General features: G+C 72.3%; 13 protein-coding genes and 2 tRNA genes. 14 read left to right on the top strand and 1 reads right to left on the bottom strand.

Annotation, left to right across the window (positions count from 1 at the left end; translation table 11 throughout):
• Positions 1-13: 13 nt before the first annotated feature.
• Positions 14-1,570 (bottom strand): cytochrome ubiquinol oxidase subunit I, encoded by a 1,557-nt coding sequence (locus ACXET9_RS06250; protein WP_457885632.1) that lies wholly within the window; start codon positions 1,568-1,570, stop codon positions 14-16.
• Between the two features lie 507 nt (positions 1,571-2,077).
• Between ACXET9_RS06250 and ACXET9_RS06245 the strand changes: the two genes are divergently transcribed.
• The 14 genes from ACXET9_RS06245 to ACXET9_RS06180 all read left to right on the top strand — a co-directional run bounded on the left by ACXET9_RS06245 (position 2,078) and on the right by ACXET9_RS06180 (position 14,815).
• Positions 2,078-5,272 (top strand): Rne/Rng family ribonuclease, encoded by a 3,195-nt coding sequence (locus ACXET9_RS06245; RefSeq protein WP_457885631.1) that lies wholly within the window; start codon positions 2,078-2,080, stop codon positions 5,270-5,272.
• Between the two features lie 249 nt (positions 5,273-5,521).
• The gene (gene rplU, locus ACXET9_RS06240; RefSeq protein WP_457885876.1) at positions 5,522-5,830 is read left to right on the top strand and encodes a 50S ribosomal protein L21; all 309 of its coding nucleotides are present in this window, start codon (positions 5,522-5,524) and stop codon (positions 5,828-5,830) included.
• Positions 5,831-5,871: 41 nt separating this feature from the next.
• Entirely contained in the window at positions 5,872-6,126 is a 255-nt protein-coding gene (gene rpmA / locus ACXET9_RS06235; RefSeq protein ID WP_457885630.1) for a 50S ribosomal protein L27, read from the top strand.
• A gap of 176 nt (positions 6,127-6,302) precedes the next feature.
• The gene (obgE, locus tag ACXET9_RS06230) at positions 6,303-7,838 is read left to right on the top strand and encodes a GTPase ObgE (RefSeq protein WP_457885629.1); all 1,536 of its coding nucleotides are present in this window, start codon (positions 6,303-6,305) and stop codon (positions 7,836-7,838) included.
• 2 nt (positions 7,839-7,840) lie between these two features.
• Positions 7,841-9,019 (top strand): glutamate 5-kinase, encoded by a 1,179-nt coding sequence (gene proB / locus ACXET9_RS06225; RefSeq protein WP_457885628.1) that lies wholly within the window; start codon positions 7,841-7,843, stop codon positions 9,017-9,019.
• A 140-nt stretch (positions 9,020-9,159) separates the two neighbouring features.
• Positions 9,160-10,491, top strand: coding sequence for a glutamate-5-semialdehyde dehydrogenase (locus tag ACXET9_RS06220; RefSeq protein WP_457885627.1), 1,332 nt, complete (start codon positions 9,160-9,162; stop codon positions 10,489-10,491).
• Between the two features lie 220 nt (positions 10,492-10,711).
• Positions 10,712-10,891, top strand: a complete 180-nt coding sequence (locus ACXET9_RS06215) for a hypothetical protein (RefSeq protein ID WP_457885626.1) — start codon at positions 10,712-10,714, stop codon at positions 10,889-10,891.
• 4 nt (positions 10,892-10,895) lie between these two features.
• The gene (gene nadD, locus ACXET9_RS06210; protein ID WP_457885625.1) at positions 10,896-11,504 is read left to right on the top strand and encodes a nicotinate-nucleotide adenylyltransferase; all 609 of its coding nucleotides are present in this window, start codon (positions 10,896-10,898) and stop codon (positions 11,502-11,504) included.
• A complete protein-coding gene (locus tag ACXET9_RS06205; protein ID WP_457885624.1) occupies positions 11,497-12,714 on the top strand; it encodes a hypothetical protein in 1,218 nt (405 codons plus the stop codon). Before nadD ends, ACXET9_RS06205 begins: the two co-directional genes overlap by 8 nt.
• Positions 12,711-13,118 (top strand): ribosome silencing factor, encoded by a 408-nt coding sequence (rsfS, locus tag ACXET9_RS06200; RefSeq protein WP_457885623.1) that lies wholly within the window; start codon positions 12,711-12,713, stop codon positions 13,116-13,118. The genes ACXET9_RS06205 and rsfS overlap by 4 nt, the downstream gene beginning before the upstream one ends.
• Positions 13,115-13,768 (top strand): histidine phosphatase family protein, encoded by a 654-nt coding sequence (locus tag ACXET9_RS06195; protein ID WP_457885622.1) that lies wholly within the window; start codon positions 13,115-13,117, stop codon positions 13,766-13,768. Before rsfS ends, ACXET9_RS06195 begins: the two co-directional genes overlap by 4 nt.
• 77 nt (positions 13,769-13,845) lie before the next feature.
• Positions 13,846-13,918, top strand: a tRNA-Ala gene (locus ACXET9_RS06190).
• 370 nt (positions 13,919-14,288) lie between these two features.
• Positions 14,289-14,364, top strand: a tRNA-Ala gene (locus tag ACXET9_RS06185).
• A 73-nt stretch (positions 14,365-14,437) separates the two neighbouring features.
• Complete coding sequence (locus ACXET9_RS06180; protein ID WP_457885621.1) at positions 14,438-14,815, top strand: hypothetical protein; 378 nt, start codon at positions 14,438-14,440, stop codon at positions 14,813-14,815.
• The last annotated feature ends 198 nt before the right edge of the window (positions 14,816-15,013 follow it).

The following is a 15,013-nucleotide window of genomic DNA, read 5'->3' as shown; positions in this document are numbered from 1 at the left end:
TCTCGCTTCCTGCTCAGTAGTCGAAGGACAGGGTCGGGGTGTCCAGCTGCTGCGTCTCGGCGTCCCGCCGGGGGAGCGGGGCCCCCTTCAGCGCGGCGCGCCGCATCATCCCGAACCACAGCACGGCCAGCACGCCGTACACGAGGGTGAACGCGACCAGCGAGGTGATCACCATCCAGGCGGGATGGTCGGAGACGCCCTGCATGGTCATCAGCCGGACCGTCGGATCATCGGGATTGGGATGCACGACCCAGGGCTGGCGCCCCATCTCCGTGAACACCCAGCCGGCGGAGTTCGCGAAGAACGGCATGGGGATCGCGAGCACGGCGAACCACTGGAAGAGCCGGGATCCCGAGGTGCGGGCGCTCTCGCCCTTGCCGCGGGTGATCCACAGCGCCCACAGCGCCAGCACGCCGCTGAACGCGGCCAGGCCCATCATGAGGCGGAAGGACCAGTAGGTGACGAAGAGGTTGGGACGGTAGTCGGCCGTGACGGTCGACCCGTCGGCCGCCACGACGGTCTCCCCGAACTGCTCCTTGTACTGCTGGTTGAGGTCGTCGACGCCCATCAGGGTCGCGTCGAAGGTGTGGGTGGCGAGGAACGAGGTCAGGTAGGGGACCTCGATGAGGTGGGTGACGCCGTCGCAGTCGGTCGAGAAGGCGTCGGGTCCGCCGACGGCGAGGATGGAGAAGCTGGCGCCGCTCTCGGTCTCGCACAGCGCCTCCGCGGAGGCCATCTTCATGGGCTGCTGCTTGAACATGATCTGCGCCTGGAAGTCGCCGGAGACGACCAGCACCAGCGCGGCGACGAACATCGAGGCGACGCCGAAGCGGACCACCGGGCGGTACAGGTCGCGCGCCGCGCGATGCTGCTCCTGGCCCTCCTCGGTCTCCAGACCGATCTCGCGGGCGGAGCGATGGTGCTTGACCATGTGCCAGGACGCGACGCCGGTGACGAAGGCGCCGGCGACGAGCCAGGCGCCGGAGATGACGTGCGGGAAGGCCGCCAGCGTTGTCACGTTGGTGAGCACCGCCAGCAGGCCGCCCTGCTCGGGATCGAGCTCGGCCCGGCCGGTCTCCTCGTTGAGGATCGCGCCGACGGGGTGCTGCATGAAGGAGTTCGCGGCGATGATGAAGTAGGCCGAGGCCATGGTCCCGATCGAGACCGCCCAGATCGTCAGCAGATGGATCTTCTCGGGGATGCGCCCCCAGCCGAAGATCCACAGCCCGAGGAAGACCGACTCGAGGAAGAACGCCGCGAGGCCCTCGAGGGCCAGCGGAGCGCCGAAGACGTCGCCGACGTAGCGGGCGTACTCCGACCAGTTCATGCCGAACTGGAACTCCTGGACGATGCCCGTGGCGATGCCGATGCCGAAGTTGACGATCAGCATCGACCCGAAGAACTTCGTCATCCGGGTCCAGGCGTCCTTGCGGAGCTCGTCCTTCGACCTCACCGCCATCGTCTGCATCATCGCCACCATCAGCGACAGGCCGATCGTGAGCGGCACGAAGATGAAGTGGTACACGGTGGTGATGCCGAACTGCCACCGTGCCAGATCGAGGGCTTCCATGGGACCTCCCGGAGTACGACACGCTGTCATGAAGCTAGAGGCGGGCCTCCGGCGCCGACGGGACCATGGTCCTCGTCCGTGAGCGGTACCGCCAGCACCGTCCGGCCGATCCGAGCGGATCCGGGCCGATGTGAGGCGATCGCAGACGGTTCGCGCCGGCGATCGGGCGCGGAGGAGGGCGTGGAGCGCTCCCGGACGTGACCGCCGTCTCCGCCCGGCGGGCCGCGCGACGCGTCGATCGACCTGACGGATCGACGGGGCGCGAGCGTCGCGCTGTGCCATACTGACCGCAGGCACTCTCCCGGTCCGTACCGGTCGGGAGAACCTCCCGGCGTCGAAGCGTCGGAGCGCCGGTGACGCGAATCGCGACCGTGCTCGCTCCTGCGATCGGCATCGCTGCGCTTCCTCCGGGAGCAGCGCGACGGCGAGGGCTTGAGACTTCCGTCCTCAGGGACGATGACCGCACGGGCCCAGGGTGCGCTGGATCCGCGATAAGGAGACGGCCCGATGGCTGACAGCACCCATTTCCCGGACGCGACCGATGCGGACGGCACCGCGAGCACCTCGAGCACCCCGACCTCGGGGAGCGCCCCCGCCAAGCGGACCCGCCGTCGCGCGGGAGCGCCCGCCGGCGCCCCCGCCCCCGTGCGTCCGCCCGAGACCGAGCCGACGACGCCCGCGGCTCCCCGCACCGTGGTGGCGCAGCAGAGCACGGCCGAGTCCGCGCCGATCGCTCGCCCGGTCACGCGCACGCGCCGCCGCGCTGGCGCCCCGGCCGGCGCTCCGGTGCTGACCCCGCCCGCGGCCGACGAGACCGTCGCCGCCACCCCCGTGACCACGGTCGCCGGCGACGGTGCCGCCGAGCGCGTCGCGCTCGCCGAGGAGACGGCGGCCCCCGTCGTCGCCGGCATCGCCGCGGAGGAGCCCGCCACGGACGCGGACGACGCCCACGACGATGCGTCCGAGCACGACGAGCACGACGAGCACGACGAGCACGACGAGCACGACGGCGCCGCGACCGCGAGCGTCGTCGACGACCTCCGCGCGCTCGCGAGCTCCCGCGGCTCCTCCTCCGACGCCGCGGCCGAGGACGACCGCGCCCGCCGCGAGCAGGTCCAGCTCGACTTCGCATCCCTCCTCTTCCGGGCGCCGACCGCTCCCGAGGCGCGCGGCGACCATCGTCCGCACGATTCCTCCGGCGGCTCCTCCGACCTCTCCTTCGAGGTCGGGGGTCCCTCGCGTTCCGGTTCCGGGCATGAGGAGGACCGGGCGCATGCGCACGCCGACGAGCGCGACGACCGCTCCGACGTCGGCGGATCCTCCGACGGGACCGAGGGCGCCGCAGCGGACGCCGCCGAGGGCTCGGGCACGGCCGGTGCCGGCGCCGACGAGCAGCAGGACGAGATCGGGACCTCCCGTCGGCGTCGCCGTCGCGGCGGCCGCGGACGCCGCGGCCGCGGCCGCGGCGAGGACGAGCTCGGGACCGAGGGCGGTGCAGGCCGCGAGGACGCCGACGGCTCCGACGACGCCGGTGCCGGGGCGACGAGCGGATCCGGGGAGGCGAAGGACGAGGAGTCCCACGAGTCCGAGGGCTCGGATCAGCAGGGGCGCACGGAGGAGGGCGGAAGCACCACGAGCTCCCGTCGTCGTCGCCGTCGTCGCCGCTCGGGCACCGACAGCTCCGAGACCGCATCGCCCGACGATCCGCCCAACACCGTCGTGAAGGTCCGCGAGGCCCGCGACGAGGTCCGGGCGGTCAAGGGCTCGACCCGGCTCGAGGCCAAGAAGCAGCGTCGCCGCGAGGGCCGCGATGCGGGCCGTCGCCGCAACGTCATCACCGAGGCCGAGTTCCTCGCCCGCCGCGAGGCCGTCAAGCGCTCGATGATCGTGCGCGAGCGCCCGGGTCGCACCCAGATCGCCGTCCTCGAAGACGACGTCCTGGTCGAGCACTACGTCGCGCAGAAGGCGCAGACCTCGATGGTCGGCAACGTGTACCTCGGCAAGGTGCAGAACGTGCTGCCGTCGATGGAGGCCGCCTTCGTCGACATCGGCAAGGGCCGCAACGCCGTGCTGTACGCCGGCGAGGTCAACTGGGACGCCGCGGGCCTCGAGGGCCAGCCGCGTCGCATCGAGCTCGCCCTCAAGAGCGGCGACCCCGTGCTCGTCCAGGTCACCAAGGACCCCATCGGCCACAAGGGCGCCCGCCTGACGAGCCAGATCTCGCTGCCCGGCCGCTACGTGGTGTTCGTGCCCGGCAGCTCCATGACCGGCATCTCCCGCAAGCTGCCCGACACCGAGCGCGCGCGGCTCAAGCGGATCATGCGCCAGATCATCCCCGAGGACGCGGGCGTCATCGTGCGCACCGCCGCCGAGGGTGCGAGCGAGGAGGAGCTGACGCAGGACGTCGAGCGCCTCCGCGCGCAGTGGGAGCGGATCCAGAAGTCCCAGCGCTCGAAGTCGGCGCCGGTGGCGCTCTCGCAGGAGCCCGATCTCGCGATCAAGGTCGTCCGCGACGTCTTCAACGAGGACTTCACGAGCCTGATCGTCGAGGGGACCACGGTCTACGAGGACGTCCACGAGTACGTCTCCTCCGTCGCCCCCGACCTCCTCGAGCGGGTCACCGCGCATGTCGGCCCGCAGGACGCCTTCGCGAAGCATCGCGTGGACGAGCAGCTCCTCAAGGCGATGGACCGCAAGGTCTACCTGCCCTCCGGCGGCTCGCTCGTGATCGACCGCACCGAGGCCATGACCGTGGTCGACGTCAACACCGGCAAGTTCACCGGCTCCGGCGGCTCCCTCGAGGAGACGGTCACCAAGAACAACCTCGAGGCGGCCGAGGAGATCGTGCGCCAGCTGCGGCTGCGCGACATCGGCGGCATCATCGTCATCGACTTCATCGACATGGTGCTCGAGGCGAACCGCGATCTCGTGCTGCGCCGCCTCGTGGAGTGCCTCGGCCGCGATCGCACCAAGCACCAGGTCGCGGAGGTCACCTCGCTGGGCCTCGTGCAGATGACCCGCAAGCGCGTGGGCCAGGGGCTCGTCGAGACCTTCTCCACCGCCTGCGAGCACTGCAACGGCCGCGGTCTCGTCGTTGACATCGACGGCACCCACTCCCACGGCGGGAACGGCGGCAGCGGTGCGGCGGGCACCGGGCAGTCCTCCTCCGGGCCCGCGCAGGGCGGCGACGAGACCTCGCCGCGCTCGGGCAAGCGCCGCCGCGGGCGCGGTCGGGGAGGGAACGGCACCGGCCGTCCGGACGAGGCGCACGAGGGCGGCGAGGAGGAGCACGGCGACGTCCACCGTCTCCACGACGACTCCTCGCGGGACCGGGTGCGCGCGTCGATCGCGTCGATCGCCGCCGCGGCCTCCACGCATCACAGCGCGAACGAGGCTCCTGAGGCGTCCGGCGGCGACACCGCCGCGTCGGGTGACGCGCCTGCCGCGGGCGACGCGTCCGCTGCCGGCGACGCGCCTGCTGCCGGCGACGCGCCCGCTGCCGGCGGCGCGCCCGCCGCGAGCGACGCCTCCGCGGGTCCGTCGGCCCCGACGGCGAGCCCGTGGGAGCAGGATGCGCCCGCGGCCGCGGCCGAGGTCGGGACCGCCGAGGGTGTCGAGGCGGCATCCCCGGAGACCTCCTCGGAGGCCTCTGCGGAGACCGCTCGCGAGGCCTCGGGGGAGTCCGGGACCGCGGGACAGTGACGTGTTGCACAGCGTTCCTGCAGGTCGGAACGCTGTGCACGGTTGACCCGACGGGGAGCGCCCCGTAGGCTGTCCCTCGGCGCAGAACGCGCCACCATCGTGCATTCCCTCGGGTCCCGCGCGACCGCACCTCCCCTCCGGGCTTCCGCTCGCGGGACATGGAGCCGGTCGACGGTCGCAGGTCCGCGGTCCGTTCCGGAGGGGGACGCGATGACCGAAGCATTTCCGGTAACAAGATGGAGCAGTGACGTGGTGTACGCAATCGTCCGCGCAGGCGGTCGTCAGGAGAAGGTGTCGGTCGGCGACACCATCGTGATCAACCGCGTGGCCGGCGAGGCGGGCGACAGCATCGAGCTCGCCCCCGTCCTGCTGGTCGACGGAGACAAGGTGACCTCGGCGCAGTCCGACCTCGCCTCGGTGAAGGTCACGGCGGAGAAGGTCGAGGACCTGCGCGGTCCGAAGATCCGGATCCTCAAGTACAAGAACAAGACGGGCTACAAGAAGCGCCAGGGCCACCGCCAGGAGCTCACGCGCCTCAAGATCACGGGCATCGCCTGACGATCAGCCTCCCAGGCTGCAACGAGAGAAGGTAACTCCTCATGGCACATAAGAAGGGCGCGAGCTCCTCGAAGAACGGTCGCGACTCCAACGCGCAGCGCCTCGGCGTGAAGCGCTTCGGCGGCCAGAACGTCGGCGCGGGCGAGATCATCGTCCGCCAGCGCGGCACCCGCATCCACCCGGGCGCCGGCGTCGGCCGCGGCAAGGACGACACCCTGTTCGCCCTCACCGCGGGCACCGTCGAGTTCGGTCGCTCCCGCGACCGTCGCGTGGTCAGCGTCGTCGAGAGCGCCTGACGCGCTCCCCGGTCACCCCGGGGAACCAACGCCTGCGAGGGGCGGAGCCGACTGCTCCGCCCCTCGATGCGTCCCCGGACGTCCGCTTCGCGGACGTCCGCCGCGGACCGGGCACGGGGAGGACCCCGTGGCCGCTCCGTTCCTGCTCCACCCGTTCCCGACCATCGGAGATCCCCATGGCCACGTTCGTCGACCGCGTCGTGCTGCACGTCGTCGGTGGTTCCGGAGGCCATGGTGCCGCCTCGATCCGCCGCGAGAAGTTCAAGCCGCTGGCCGGGCCCGACGGGGCCGACGGCGGCAGCGGCGGCGACGTCGTGCTCGAGGTGGACGCCTCGACCACCACGCTGCTCGCCTACCACCACAAGCCGCACCGGAAGGCCACCTCCGGCGGCTTCGGCAAGGGGGACATGCGTCGCGGCGAGAACGGCGAGGACCTCGTCCTCCCGGTGCCCGACGGCACCGTCGTGCGCCGCGAGGACGGAACGCTGCTGGCGGATCTCGTCGGCATCGGCACCCGTTACGTCGCCGCCCGCGGCGGCCAGGGCGGCCTCGGCAACGCGACCCTCGCCAACAAGCACCGCAAGGCCCCCGGCTTCGCGCTGCTCGGCGAGCCCGGCGACGAGCGCCGCCTCGTCCTCGAGCTGAAGTCGGTCGCCGACGTCGCGCTCGTGGGCTACCCCAGCGCCGGCAAGAGCTCGCTGATCGCGGCGATGAGCGCGGCCCGTCCCAAGATCGCCGACTACCCCTTCACGACCCTGGTCCCGAACCTCGGCGTCGTCGAGGCCGGCGAGCACCGGTACACCATCGCCGACGTCCCGGGCCTGATCCCCGGTGCGAGCGAGGGCAAGGGCCTGGGCCTGGATTTCCTGCGCCACATCGAGCGCTGCCATGTGATCGTCCATGTCCTCGACGCCGCCGCCCTCGAGTCCGACCGCGACCCGCTGAGCGACCTCGAGACCATCGAGGCGGAGCTCGCCGCCTACGCCGCGGGCCTCGACGACGACGGCGAGGGTCGGGTGCCGCTCATGGAGCGGCCGACGGTCGTCGTGCTGAACAAGACCGACCTGCCCGACGGCGCCGACATGGCCGATCTCGTCCGCGAGCGCCTCGAGCAGCGCGGCATCCCCGTGCTCGACGTGTCCGCGGTGTCCCGCAAGGGCCTGCGCGAGCTCAGCTTCGCGCTCGGCGAGATCGTCGAGGAGGCGCGCGCCGCGCTGCCCGAGCCGGAGCCCGCCCCCATCGTCATCTCGCCCCGCGCGGTGAACGAGAAGCCCTTCCAGGTGGTCAAGGAGGAGTTCGAGGGCTCCACCGCCTTCCGGATCTCCGGCGACAAGCCCGAGCGCTGGGTCCGCCAGACCGACTTCCGCAACGACGAGGCCGTCGGCTATCTCGCCGACCGCCTGGCGAAGCTGGGCGTCGAGGACGCCCTGTTCAAGTCCGGCGCCGTCGCCGGGTCGACCGTGCTGATCGGCTCCGACGACGATGCGGTGGTCTTCGACTGGGAGCCCACGATGGTCGGCGGCGCCGAGCTGCTGGGACGCCGCGGCACCGACAAGCGCGTGGAGGACAACCACCGTCCCACGCGCGAGGCCAAGCGCGAGGAGCAGAGGGCCCGCACCGCCGCCCGCATGGACCGCCTGGCGGCGATGGAGGACGAGCGGCGCTCCGGCCACTGGGCCGACCCCTCCGTCGACGACGCGACGGACCGCTGATCGTGTCGGGATCGACGGCCGGCGGCGAGCTGCGCCAGCCCTCGCGGATCACCGAGCGCGCGCAGATCCCTGGCGCGGGCCGCGTGGTCGTCAAGATCGGCTCCTCGAGCCTCACCGACGAGCGCGGGCGCCTCGACGACGCGAAGGTCGGCGCGATCGCCGATGTCGTCGCCGCGCTGCGCGAGCACGGCACCGAGGTCGTCGTCGTCTCCTCGGGGGCGATCGCCGCGGCCCTGGGCCCGCTGGGCCTCGAGGAGCGGCCCCGCAGCGTGGCCCTCCAGCAGGCGGCGGCGAGCGTCGGCCAGTCGATCCTCGCGGTCTCCTGGGCGAACGCCCTGCGGGTCCACGGGCTGATCGCCGGGCAGGTGCTGCTGACGGAGTCCGACGTGATCCGCTCGCAGACCTACAGCAACGTCCGCACGGCGCTCGAGTCGCTGCTGGCGCTCGGCACGGTGCCGGTGATCAACGAGAACGACACCACCGCCACCCACGAGATCCGCTTCGGCGACAACGACCGTCTCGCAGCGCTCGTCGCCCAGCTCCTCGGGGCCGACGCCCTCGTGCTGCTCACCGACGTCGACGCCCTCTACACGGCGCCCCCGCGGGATCCCGGCGCCGAGCGGATCGGCGTGGTCGAGGACGCGGCGCGCCTGCAGGGCGTCAGCATCGGATCCGTCGGCTCGAAGGTCGGCACCGGCGGCATGGTCACGAAGCTGTCGGCCGCCCAGCAGGCGGCGACCCTCGGCACCGCCACCGTCATGACCTCGGCGGCGCGCTTCGCGGACGCCGTCGCGGGGGAGGACGTGGGCACCTTCTTCCCCGCCCACCACGGCCGGCGGCGCTCGCGCCTGGTGTGGCTGCGCTTCGCGACCCGCGGCGCGGGCACCCTCCGTCTCGACGAGGGCGCGGCGCTCGCGGTCCGCAGCCGACGCCGCTCCCTGCTGCCCGTCGGCATCGTCGACGTCGACGGCACCTTCCCGGCCGGCGTCCCGGTCGACATCGCCGACCCCGAGGGCCGCACGATCGCCCGCGGCCTCGTCGGCTTCTCGAGCGAGGAGCTGCGGGTCATGGCGGGCCGGCCGACGGGCGAGCTGCGCGAGGTGCTGGGGGAGCGGTACCGCAAGCCCGCCGTCCACCGGGACCAGCTGGTCGTCCTCGAGCCGGCACGGCCCGCGCGCTGACCGGACGCGCGGTTCCTGCGCTGACCGGACGCACGGTTCCTGCGCTGACCGGACGTGCGGGCCCCGCGCCGACCGGGCTCGGCGCCCGAGCGCTGGACGCCGAGCGACAGGGCGCTGACCTGCGGCGTACCCTGGTGGGCATGACTTCCTCTGCCGAGCTCGACGACCGTCCCGCCGACCTCTCCGACGTGGAGCGCGCCGTCCGGGCCGCCGCCCGCGCGGCCCGGGACGCGCAGCCGCAGCTGGCGCGCCTGCACCGCGCCGCCAAGGACGATCTGCTGCTCGCGATGGCCGACGCGCTCGTCGCCGCGGCCGACGAGATCGTCGCCGCGAACGCCCAGGACCTCGCCGCCGCGGACGCCGCCGGCATCGCCGCGGGCCTCCGCGACCGGCTCGCCCTGGACCCGCAGCGGGTCGCGGCGATCGCCCAGCAGCTCCGCGACGCCGCCGCCCTGCCCGACCCCGTCGGCGAGGTCGTGCGCGGATCGATCCTCGCCAACGGCCTCGAGCTGCGCGAGGTGCGCGTTCCGATGGGCGTGGTGGGCATGATCTACGAGGCGCGCCCCAACGTCACCGTCGACGCCGCGGGCCTCGCCCTCAAGGCGGGCTCCGCCGTCGTGCTGCGCGGCGGCTCCGCCGCCCTGCACTCCAACACCGCGCTGATCGCCGTGCTGCGCCGCGTGCTGGCCGGGCGCGGCCTGCCCGAGGACCTGATCGTCGGGATCGACGAGCACGGGCGCCCCGGCGCCGACGCCCTCATGCGCGCCCGCGGCCTGGTGGATGTGCTGATCCCGCGCGGCGGAGCGGGCCTGATCCGCCGCGTCGTCGAGACCTCCACCGTCCCCGTGATCGAGACCGGCACCGGCAAGACCCACATCCTCGTCGACGCCTCCGCCGATCTCGGCCAGGCGGTCGAGATCATCGTCAACGCCAAGACCCAGCGCGTCGGCGTGTGCAATGCGCTCGAGACCCTGCTCATCCACCGCGACGCCGCCGAGCATGCCCTGCCGGTGATCGCCGAGGCCCTCGGCCGGGCCGGGGTGACCCTGCATGCGGACCCCGCGGCGCTGGCGATCCTCGCGCACGACGACGTCGCCGACGCGCCCGCGACGGTCGCCGTCGTGCCCGCGACGGAGGAGGACTGGGAGACCGAGTACCTCGCGCTCGATCTCGCCGTGAAGGTCGTCGCGGACCTCGACGAGGCCCTCGCCCACATCCGCGAGCACTCGACCGGCCACACCGAGTCGATCCTCACCCGCGACCTGCTCAGCCAGCAGCGCTTCCTCGCCGAGGTCGACTCGGCCGTGGTCATGGCCAACGCCTCGACCCGCTTCTCCGACGGCGGCGAGTTCGGCTTCGGCGCCGAGGTGGGCATCTCCACCCAGAAGCTCCATGCCCGCGGCCCCATGGGCCTGCGGGAGCTGACGACCACGAAGTGGGTCGTCGTCGGTCAGGGGCACGTGCGCCCCTGACGCGCGGCCGCCCGGATGCCCGGAAGCTCCGCCCCCGACGGTCCGCCTGCGCGGCTCGTCGGGGGCGTGTCCGTTCTGCCCGGACCGTCCGGTCGGCCCGCGGCGGGACCTCGGTCCTGGATCCGGCCGTGATGACCCTCCCACGACCGCGTGTGCGTCCCGGACGACGGCCGCCCCTATGGGATGATGAAGCGGTCTAACGTCGAAAGGGCAACTGAGAATGATCGACCAGCTCATGATCCTCGCCGAGGCCGGTGCCGAAGGCTCCCACGGGATCGCTCCCGGCTATGTGGGCGGCGGCGCCCTCCTCATCCTCCTGACCCTGCTCGGCATCATCGCCCTGACCAGCGGTCAGCACCAGCGCGGTGAGGAGAGCTCCTCCGAGAGCTCCGATCACTGACCTCATGGAGCAGCAGCGACGTCGTATCGGCGTGATGGGCGGGACCTTCGATCCGATCCATCACGGCCACCTCGTCGCGGCCAGCGAGGTCCAGAGCGTCTTCGCGCTGGATGAGGTCGTGTTCGTCCCCACCGGTCGGCCGTGGCAGAAGGCCGATCGGTCGATCTCCGACGCCGAGCACCGGTATCTCATGACCGTCGTCGCGACGGCCGCGAACCCCGTGTTCACGGTGTCCCGGGTCGATATCGACCGCCCGGGCGCGACCTACACGATCGACACCCTGCGCGACCTGGTCGCGCACTACGGCGATGCGGACCTCTTCTTCATCACCGGTGCCGACGCCCTGCAGTCCATCCTCACGTGGAAGGACAACCAGGAGATCTTCGAGCTCGCCCACTTCATCGGAGTCACCCGGCCGGGGCACGTCCTCGACACCTCCGGGCTCCCCGATGACGGCGTGACGCTGATCGAGGTCCCCGCGATGGCGATCAGCTCCACCGACTGCCGCACGCGCGTCGGTGCGGGTGCGCCGGTGTGGTACCTGGTGCCCGACGGGGTCGTCCAATACATCAACAAGTACGCCCTCTACACAGGTGGTGACGCAGATGAGTGAGCCCCAGACCGGCCGACGGCACGGCCGTCGCGCACGGCAGCTGAGCCCCGAAGAGGCTGCGGTGCTCGACTCCCGGACGGGAGCAGAGCTGACGGGCGAGCTGGCCGTCGTCCCCGGCGGCCGCGGTGCCGTCGCCCCGCCCACCTCCGACGCCCCGCTGCCGATGCTGCGGAAGTTCGGTCGGCGCGCCCGGATCATCGAGCTGACCGACGAGCCCGTCCCCGCGGACGCCCCCGCCGAGGACCGGCTCCATCCCCACCCGCCGTCGATCGCCCCGACCACCCCGGAGACCGCCGGCGCGGCCGTCTCCTCATCGGCCGTGTCGGCGGCATCGGCCGCGTCGGCAGGCACCGCAGGATCCGCGGTCTCCGCCGCGTCGGCGCGTTCCGCGGCGTCGGCGGCGTCCGCTCGTTCCGCGGCGTCCGCAGCGTCGGCTGCGTCTGCCGCATCGGCGCTGTCGGCGGGAACGGCGGGCTCCGCCCTGTCGGCCCAGTCGGCCCAGTCCGCGATCTCCGCTCAGTCGGCGTCCTCCGCGCTGAGCGCCGACTCGGCGTCGTCCGTGTCCCCCTCGGAGATCACCGGTGCGCTCGCGCGCGTCGAGGACCCCGATGCTCCGCCCGATGACGACACGGCCCTGATCTCCTTCCGCACCGCGGCCTCCGCCCCGAGCGCGTCGTCCTCGGCGTCCGCGGCGAGCCCGCTGGGCGCCTCGGCGGGCAGCCCCGCCGTCGGCTCCGCCGCGAGCCCGGCGTCGGCCGCTGCGGCCGCGGATCCCGCTGCATCCGCAGCGTCGGCGGGGTCTGCGCCGACGCCCGATCCCGCGCCGACGGTCGCGCTGCCCCGCGCCGGGTCTCCGGCGGGCGCGGGCTCCCCGGCCGGTCGGCCGTCACCGGCGATCGACCGCGACCAGGACGGCGCCGAGCTCGGCGAGCTCGCCGCCGCCGACGCCCCCGCGCCCCGCCCCGCCCCCCGCTTCGACGGCAAGGTCCTGCACCGGCCCGAGCGCTCCGGCGGCCGGCCGCTGGTGTGGGTCGTGTGGGGGCTGATCGCCCTCGCCCTGATCGTCCTCGTCGCCCTGCTCGTCACCGGGGTCCTCGGCCCCGGCGTGACCGACGCCCTCAGCTCCAGCGCTGCGCACGACGGCCTCGATGCCGCCGTCGCCGCGCTCCATCCCGATATCCGCACCGCCCTGGAGGTACACGCCGCGTGAGCGCTTCCGAAGAATCCCTCGACCTCGCCCGCCTCGCCGGGCAGGCCGCCGCCGACAAGCAGGCGCAGGAGGTGATCGGCCTCGACGTCTCCGAGCAGATCGTCATCACCGACGTCTTCCTCGTCTGCTCCGGCGACTCGGAGCGCCAGGTCTCCGCGATTGTCGGCGCGATCGAGCAGGAGCTCATCGAGCAGCGCCGACGCAAGCCGATCCGCCGCGAGGGGGAGCGCGACGCCCGTTGGGTGCTGCTCGACTACGGCGACATCGTCGTCCACGTGCAGCACGCCGAGGACCGCGCCTTCTACGCGCTCGAGCGGCTCTGGCGCGACGCCCCCGTGCTCGACCTCCAGATCGACGACCGTCGCCCTGAGACCGGGCAGGACCGGCCCCAGGCGCAGGCGTGAAGGCCCCTGCCGGGATCCGCGGCCAGGCCCGCACGAGACTCGTCCTCGTCCGCCACGGCCAGACCGACTACAACCGGGAGGGCCGGCTCCAGGGCCAGGTCGACATCCCGCTGAACGCTCACGGCCTGCGCCAGGCGGCGACGCTCGCCCGGACCGTCGCGCAGGATCCGCCGGATCTCCTCATCGCCTCGCCCCTGCAGCGGGCGCATGAGACCGCCCGCATCGTCGGCGAGGCCACGGGCCTCGAGGTCGCGACCGACGAGGCGCTCCTCGAGCGCAGCTTCGGCGTGTGGGAGGGGCTCCAGGGCGACGAGATCCGCCGCCGCTGGCCCGAGCAGCATGCCGCCTGGCGCGGTCATCGGCCCGTGCTCGGCGTCGGTGTCGAGGACCGGGCCGAGGTGGGGGACCGCGTGGCGGCCGCCTGCCGTCGCCTCGCCTCCGAGCATCCCGGCCGCACGATCATGATCGTCGCGCACGGCGCCGCTATCACCCTCGGCATCACCCGGCTGCTGGGCCTGGACGCCGACGGCTTCCGCGGCATCAGCGGCCTGGAGAACTGCCATCGCTCGGTGCTCGAGCCCCTCGCCTCCGACACCAACGGCGAGCTGATGAGGTTGCTGTCACACAACGCTCCTCCGGATTTCCCCTGAGGCCTGCAGAGTTGTAATCTTGACGAGTCGCCGCGGCGCGCTCCGGGAACGGAGCGGAACGCAGCGGCACCCGTTACGGGGCTATGGCGCAGTTGGTAGCGCGCTTCCATGGCATGGAAGAGGTCAGGGGTTCGAATCCCCTTAGCTCCACTCGAGAAACCGTGAGACAGTGACTCGTTCGGAAGGCCCCCGCTGATGAGCGGGGGCCTTTCGCGTTCCTGATCAGATGCCCATGTCGGCGAGCTAGCGGTGGGGCTCAGACGATGGCTATCTCCTCCTGGAACGGATAGCTCAGCGCACTGCGAGCAAGGATCCCCTCCAGCAGCGGCGGCATCAGCTGGCTGCCGAGAGCCTGGAGAGCTCGAAGAGCCCGGAGGTGTGGCCGCCGCCCGCTGACGTGGCGCACAGCACTCCCCGTGGGCGCGTCTCCGTTTTGGCCCAGGGCCAGGGAAGATGTATTGTTGGGGAGTCGTCGCGAGACGCCCCGGGAACGGAGCGGATCGCAGCGGCCACCCGGTACGGGGCTATGGCGCAGTTGGTAGCGCGCTTCCATGGCATGGAAGAGGTCAGGGGTTCGAATCCCCTTAGCTCCACCATAGGAGGGTTACTAGAACCCACAGCCACGAAGCTGCTGGTGAATAGTGCTCCCCACATGGCCGCTTCACGCACGTGGATGTCAGCCAGAAGGCCATCCTCCGGGGTGGCCTTCTGGTGTTTCTGGGTGCCGTGTGCCTTGATGAACGATCGGGTGAACGCGGCGATGGCTTCGTCCTTCGTTCCACCTGCCTTGGCCGCGTGGTAGGCGGCTTCGGCGGCGCGGAGTTCGTCGTGCGGTGGCTTGAGGGTCCGGCCGACGACTTCTTCGTCCAGGATGTAGATGACGCCGAAGATGGCTTGGTTGAGACGTCTGCGCACTTCGTCGTCGGCGAGCATGTACAGCTCGTACGGGTGCTCGAGGAGCTGGAGGTTGGCTTCGAGGTAGTCGGCGCCTTCGGTCAGGTCGAGCGTGACGCCGTCGCGCTGTTCCCGCAGTCGGGCTTGCTCTGATTGGAGCTTGCGGAGGCGGACCTTGATCTTGTCCCGGTTGACGTCGGGGTCGCCGAGGAGGTCGAGCAGGTTGTCTTCCTGGGTATCGAGCGCGGCGAGCTGGTCGTCGAGCTGCTTCTTGAGGAGCTTCTGCGCTGTGTCCTGATCATCGAGCGTGCCGGCCATGAGAGCGCGAACGTCGGCGAGGAAGTCGGGGCC

Source organism: Brachybacterium netajii (SeqCode) (genome assembly GCF_054114245.1).
Note: the sequence above shows the minus strand (reverse complement) of the source record. Positions and strands in the feature narration are given on the sequence as shown.

What these genes read in the sequence shown, in the direction of transcription:
- ACXET9_RS06250 (WP_457885632.1), bottom strand. Translation starts at nt 1,570, where the DNA reads ATGGAAGCCCTCGATCTGGCACGGTGGCAGTTCGGCATCACCACCGTG.
- ACXET9_RS06220 (WP_457885627.1), top strand. Translation starts at nt 9,160, where the DNA reads ATGACTTCCTCTGCCGAGCTCGACGACCGTCCCGCCGACCTCTCCGAC.
- nadD (WP_457885625.1), top strand. Translation starts at nt 10,896, where the DNA reads ATGGAGCAGCAGCGACGTCGTATCGGCGTGATGGGCGGGACCTTCGAT.
- ACXET9_RS06215 (WP_457885626.1), top strand. Translation starts at nt 10,712, where the DNA reads ATGATCGACCAGCTCATGATCCTCGCCGAGGCCGGTGCCGAAGGCTCC.
- ACXET9_RS06205 (WP_457885624.1), top strand. Translation starts at nt 11,497, where the DNA reads ATGAGTGAGCCCCAGACCGGCCGACGGCACGGCCGTCGCGCACGGCAG.
- ACXET9_RS06245 (WP_457885631.1), top strand. Translation starts at nt 2,078, where the DNA reads ATGGCTGACAGCACCCATTTCCCGGACGCGACCGATGCGGACGGCACC.
- rpmA (WP_457885630.1), top strand. Translation starts at nt 5,872, where the DNA reads ATGGCACATAAGAAGGGCGCGAGCTCCTCGAAGAACGGTCGCGACTCC.
- obgE (WP_457885629.1), top strand. Translation starts at nt 6,303, where the DNA reads ATGGCCACGTTCGTCGACCGCGTCGTGCTGCACGTCGTCGGTGGTTCC.